At 72.4% G+C, this 5,521-nt stretch carries 3 protein-coding genes and 2 pseudogenes; 1 reads left to right on the top strand and 4 read right to left on the bottom strand.

Annotated features, from left to right (window positions below; translation table 11 throughout):
- Both K6I34_RS30420 and K6I34_RS30425 read right to left on the bottom strand, forming a co-directional pair.
- Positions 1-609, bottom strand: a 609-nt coding sequence (locus K6I34_RS30420; RefSeq protein WP_229330854.1) for an alpha/beta fold hydrolase, incomplete at its 3' end; no start/stop codon positions are given.
- Between the two features lie 93 nt (positions 610-702).
- Positions 703-870: pseudogene (locus K6I34_RS30425) on the bottom strand (helix-turn-helix domain-containing protein); the annotation flags it as partial.
- Here K6I34_RS30425 and K6I34_RS30430 point away from each other — a divergent pair.
- A pseudogene (locus K6I34_RS30430) lies at positions 866-1,012 on the top strand (MBL fold metallo-hydrolase); the annotation flags it as partial. The pseudogenes K6I34_RS30425 and K6I34_RS30430 overlap by 5 nt on opposite strands.
- A 39-nt stretch (positions 1,013-1,051) precedes the next feature.
- Here K6I34_RS30430 and K6I34_RS30435 read toward each other — a convergent pair.
- The gene (locus K6I34_RS30435; protein WP_229330856.1) at positions 1,052-1,993 is read right to left on the bottom strand and encodes a phosphotransferase; all 942 of its coding nucleotides are present in this window, start codon (positions 1,991-1,993) and stop codon (positions 1,052-1,054) included.
- Between the two features lie 57 nt (positions 1,994-2,050).
- A partial coding sequence (locus tag K6I34_RS30440; RefSeq protein ID WP_229330858.1) for a WD40 repeat domain-containing protein occupies positions 2,051-5,521 on the bottom strand: 3,471 nt, incomplete at its 5' end.

Below are 5,521 nucleotides of genomic sequence, written 5' to 3' on the forward strand. Positions count from 1 at the left end.
GGCGTAGGCGTCCGCGGCCGACTCGTGGGTCGGCCGGACGTCGGCTGCGGCATGTGCCTGGGCTGCGGAGTCCCAACGGCCGTAGAAGAACGGGACGGCGGCGTCGAAGTCGGCGTCGGTGGCGGTTCCGGACCAGATGGCCTCATAGGCATCGCGGGCCGACGCGAACCACGGCTCGGCCGTACGCAACGTGACCACCTCCCGCCGGTGCTCCTCGGTGAAGTCGACGCCGAGGGCGCGGGCACGGGCCGTGATCAGACTGAGGGTACGGATGCGCTGCGGATACCGGGCGGCGTAGAGGAGCGCCAGGTCACCGCCCGCCGAGTGCGCGAGAACGTCCACGCTGTCCCACCCGAAGTGCTGTCGGACGGCCTCGACGTCGTCGACCTGCCGGTCGCAGCGGTACGTGGCCGGATCGCCGGGGACGCGGGAGTCGCCGGTGCCCCGCAGGTCGAGCATGACCAGTTGCCGCCGCCTCGACAGTCCGCCGAGGTCTCCGAGGTAGGCGGACGCGCGCATCGGTCCGCCCGGCAGGCAGAGCAGCGGCTCGCCTTCGCCCATGACGTGACAGGCGAGTTCCGTTCCGTCGGCAGCGGTGATCGTGAACATGACGCCATCCTGGTCACCGGTGGCGGCCACAGCAAGCGGTTCGGACACCAGGGAGATGCCTTGGGAAATCACGGACGGTCGGCACAGATACCGTCAGGCGGTCGGCCTCCGCGTGGCCGCCGGTGCCGTCCGGTACCGCCCCGGCGTTGCCCCGAACTCCCTCTTGAAGGCGTGGGAGAAGGCGTACGGGGTGCCGTAGCCGACACGGTGGGCAATAGCGGCCAGAGGCTCGGTGGTGTCGCGCAGCAGACCGGCGGCAAGCCGCCGTCGGGTCCTCGGCCGGGCGGCGGCCGAACGGGAGCTCGTCGTCCCGGCGCACTTCGGCGGAGCGGGCGCGGCGGAAGTCCGCCGGGAGGGCGACGGGTTCGCCCTCGCGCAGTGGGCGGCCTACGCGGCGGAGTAGACAGCGGGGCGGACGGCGAGGCAGACGGCGGCGCCGGGGTCACGCCGCCGTGCCGAACCACGCCTCCGCGAGGGAGTGCAGCGTCCCGTCCGCAGGTACGCGCAGTTCCCTCATGTACCAGGGGAGGTTGCTGTAGACGTGCAGCAGCGTGTACGCGAGCAGCCGGTGCGGCTCGAAGACGTGGCCGTACGCCCTGGCGAGCCGGGCCAGCAGGGCCGGGTCGCCGCGGGTGACGAACAGGCCGACGGCCACGAAGTCGTACGCGCGGTCGCCGATCATGGCCGGTTCGAAGTCGAAGAGCCCGGTCAGGCGCCACCCGGCGGGACCGGCCCCGCCGGGACCGGCGAGGAAGTGCTGCCGCATGACCTCGGTGTGCAGCAGGGAGCGGCGCGGTGTACGCGGCAGCGGTACCGAGGCGAGGAAGTCCGGGATCTGTTCCAGCCAGGCGGCCGACAGCCCGTGGGAGCGCTGCTGTTCCACGGCTCCGGCACACCGGCGGTCCAGGAAAGCGCCCCAGTCCCCGGGGCCGAGGACGTCCTCCAGCGGACCGGTGGCGAGGGAATGCAGTGCCGCCAGGGTCTCGCCGATGTCGCTGACGAGCCGTTCGCGGTCACCCGGCGGCACACGGTCCCAGGCGTGGGCCAGGTTCCCGCCACGGAGCCGGGACATCAGGACGTACTGCCAGCCGTTCTCGTACGGGCCGAAGTCCCGCACGCGCGGTGTCGGAACCGGCAGCCGTCCCTGGAGGTGGGTGAGGACATGCCCCTCGGCGATCCCGTCCCGGGCGGAGGCCGAGGGGAACAGCTTGAGTACATGCTCTTCGCCCACCGCGTAGACCGGCTGTGTCCCGTCCGGGAAGCGGGCCAGCGGCGCACCGGCAAGACCGAGGCGCGCGCAGAGATCCTCCGCGCCACGTCGCATCACCGTCTCGTCGGGGACGACCGCGTCCCACTCCTCGTCCGTGTTCACCGGCGGCAGCATGGGCCGGACGGTATGACGGGCGTTGTCGAGAAGCAACGGAATTTCTTCCTGCCGCCTTCAGCCGCAGGCGTTCCGGTAGGTGACTCCGGGCAGCAGTTCGCGCCATTGCTTGCCCGGCATCGGCGCGTCGCGTACCGAGCACAGGGTGCGGGTGAGCCGGTCGGAATCGGTGCTCACCACGAGGCTGTTGACACCGAACGCCGCGAGGGGCCCCGACGCCTTCAGGAAGAGGTCGCCGGCGGGGCTCACCTCGACGACGTTCATGTCCTGTTTTCCCTCGGCGAGCACGAGCTGTTCGTCGTCACCGCCCGGACGGGCGCCGTCCGGATCGGAGATACGCCAGATAGCCAAAGCCGTACCGGCCGAGGCCACCAGCAGCCGACGGTCCCGGGCCACATGCAGGCTCTGCATCTTGGAGGCGGGGCCAGGCAACGCCACGCCGTGGAGCTGGGGGTTCCGCAGGTCCCACAGCAGCGGGCGTCCGGCCTTGGAGAGGGTGGCCAGGGTGCGGTCGGAGGCAAGACGGGAGACCGTCCAGTCCCTCTCGTCGATCGAACCGGTCAGCCGTGCGGTGCCGTCGGCGGCCAGCGACCATACGTGTGCGTGGGGCTCCTCGACCGACTTCGTGTTCTCCCTGCTCACCAGGAAAGCCGCGCTGGGGTTGCCGAACGCCGCCGACGGCCTTTCCTTCACCGTGTCCGCCCGGCGGGGGTGCCGGGCGTCGCGAACGTCCCACAGCTGCGTCGCCTTCGGGGTCATGAGCACGAGCACGCGTCCCATGAAGCCCGACAGGATCCGGCCGTCGGCCTGCGGCCACGGCACCTCTGCGATGCGCTCCGGGCGATCGATATCGCGGATGTCCCAGATCCCCATGGTCTTTTCGGAGGGGCCGCGCAAGGACAGCAGGGTCCCGTCGCGGTTCACGCTGAGCTCCACCGGATTCTCGTCGGCCACCGCACCACCGCGCACCACGAACTCGTGCCCGGACCACAGAGCGCCGTTGTCGAGGTGCCACAGCTTGAAGCGCGTGCCGTCACTGTTCTGGCTGAGGAGGAACCGGCCTTCCGCGACGATCGTGGCCTTGTCCCACGGCTGCGACAGCCGGGCGACCCTCTTGGGGACCCCCAGGCCGCCGATGTCCCAGATTTCCACCGGTCTCTCGTCGCGGCCCTGACCCCCTGTCACCACATGGCGCGCGGCCGGGTCGAATCCCTTGCCCGGGGATTCCCCCGGATACTGGATCGTCCCCGGGACCGAACGTGGAGGAGCCTCGCGCAGGGTGATGCGCCCGGTGTCGTCGCCCACCATCACCCCCCGGCCGTCGGGCTGGTAGGCGAGGGCGGTCGCCTTGCCGCCGATCCCTATGTCGTCATCGTCAACAGGGCCGACGTAGTCGGAGTACTCGAAGAACTGGGCCTGCCGGGCCGCGTCGGCCGCTCCCGCCAAATATCGCCCGTCGGGGTGGAAAGCCAGGGACTTGTACATTCCGGAGCCGCTGAGGCTGCCGTAGGAACTGCGCGTCTCCGATTCCCGGGGGTGCGCCGGGTCCGTCGTGTCCCACGTCGTCAGCTTCTGCTTGCCCCCTCCGACCAGCAGTCGTCCACCGGGGCGGAAGGCCAGGGCGTACACCGACGCGTCCTTCACCGTGGCCAGCGGTTCGAGCGTACGGGCCCGGCTGCTGTCCAGCAGCCGCAGGCTCTCGTCCTGCACCGACGCGGCGAGTACGCGGCCGTCCGGGCTGTAGGCCACCTCCCCGACGATCCGGTCCGCCTTGTCCTCGGCGATCTGGACCGGGGTGGGCACCGGGTGGACGGGATCGCTCAGGTCCCACAGCCACACCCGCCCGTTCTGGACCGGTACCGCGAACGTACGGCCGTCCGGGCTGAACGCCACGCCGCGGGAGATCGCGTCACGCCCGGCGGGCACCCTGGCCACCTGGCGGGGGTGGAGCGGGTCGGCGGTGTCCCAGACGAAGAGCGTGTCCCGGGTGGCTCCGGCGAGGTAGCGGCCGTCGGGGCGCCAGGCGGCGGCCACCGGGTTCCCCGTCCTCAGCACGGGGCCGGCGGCGGGGTGGTACGGGTCGCTGGTGTCCCACAGGCGTACGGTGCCGTCCTTGGACGAGCTCGCCAGGACGTTCCCGTCCTTGTGGAACGCCAGCTTCAGGATCTCCCCGGTGTGCCCTGTCAGGCCGCGGGTCACCGGTGACAGCGCGCTCCGGAGCAGAGCCGTCCGTGCCTCGACCGTGTGCGCGGCGCGGTACGCCGCGAGGCTCAGGTCGAGTGCCGCGGCGGGGTCCAGCGGGCGCATGGCCTCCGCCTGGCCCGCGATGAGCTTGGAGTCGAGCACCGCGGCCTGCCGTTGGGACCGGTCCCGTTCGATGACGGCGAACGTGCCGACGCCGGTGAGGAGCAGCGCCAGGCAGGCCGCGACGGCGGTGAGGACCACGCGGCGGCGCCGGGTGCGGCGGGCGGCCCGTACGGCCGCTTCGGCGAAGGCACGTTCCGTCGCGGTCAGGGTGATGCTCGGGCCGGGCTCCCCGGTGGCCGTCAGCCAGGGCCGGATCCGTTCCAGGCGGCCGCCGGTGTAGAGGTAGCCGGGGTCGCGGCCGTGGTCGTCCCAGGCCGTGGCGGCCTCGGAGAGCTGCTGGTGGGCGAGGAGTTCGGCCCTCGCCTCGCGGATCCAGGAGCGCAGCCGGGGCCAGGCGCGCAGCAGGGCCTCGTGGGAGATCTGGGCGCCGTCCTGGTCGACGGTGACCAGGCGGGCGGCGGCGAGGCGGTCGCACACGTCCGTGACGAGCCGTCGGCCGTCCTCCGGGCGTCCGGCGAGCAGGCCGGGCAGGTCGACGCGGCGGCGTACGGCTTCGGCGTTCGCGGTCAGCTGGATCATGCGCAGGAGGAGTTCCCGCAGCGCGGTGCGGGCGGTCGGGTCCAGCTCCTGGTAGAGGGCCTCGGTGGTGGTGGCGACGGACTGGCGGATGCCGCCGGTGGCCTGGTAGCCGACCAGGGTGAGGGTGGCTCCGGAGCGGCGCAGCCAGGTCTCGCGCAGGGCGTGGGCGAGGAACGGCAGCGCGGTGGCCTCGGGTGCCTCGTCGGCCGGGCCGTCCCCGCCGGAGTCCTGCCACAGGTCGGCGAGGAGCCTGTCGACGAGCCCGTCCTCCAGGGTGAGGCCCACGGCGAGGGCGGGCTGTTCGACGGCGGCCCGCAGTGCTTTCCCGCGCATGGGCGGGACGGTGAACTGGCCGTGTTCCAGGGCCCGTACGAGCTCGGGGTGTGCCAGGCAGTTGCCGTAGTGGTCGGCGCGCAGGCCGAGGACGACGCGGGGGCGCGGGGCCGGGTCGTCCTCGGCCGCGCACAGCGCGCCGACGAACCGGGCGCGTTCCTCCGGGTCCGTGCAGCGGGTGAAAATCTCCTCGAACTGGTCCACGACGAGCAGTCGGCAGGCGGGGAACCCGGGCAGCGGGGCGGGAAGCCGCCGCCCCGCGAAGAGTGCCTTGTGGACCTCGTCGGCGGGGTGCCCGGTGGCGTGGGC

Origin of the sequence: Streptomyces sp. UNOC14_S4 (assembly GCF_020740835.1) — a bacterium.
Classification (GTDB): Bacteria; Actinomycetota; Actinomycetes; order Streptomycetales; family Streptomycetaceae; genus Streptomyces.

Bases quoted from the DNA above. Each gene is read 5' to 3' on its own strand.
- K6I34_RS30435 (WP_229330856.1), bottom strand. From the start codon at position 1,993: ATGCTGCCGCCGGTGAACACGGACGAGGAGTGGGACGCGGTCGTCCCC.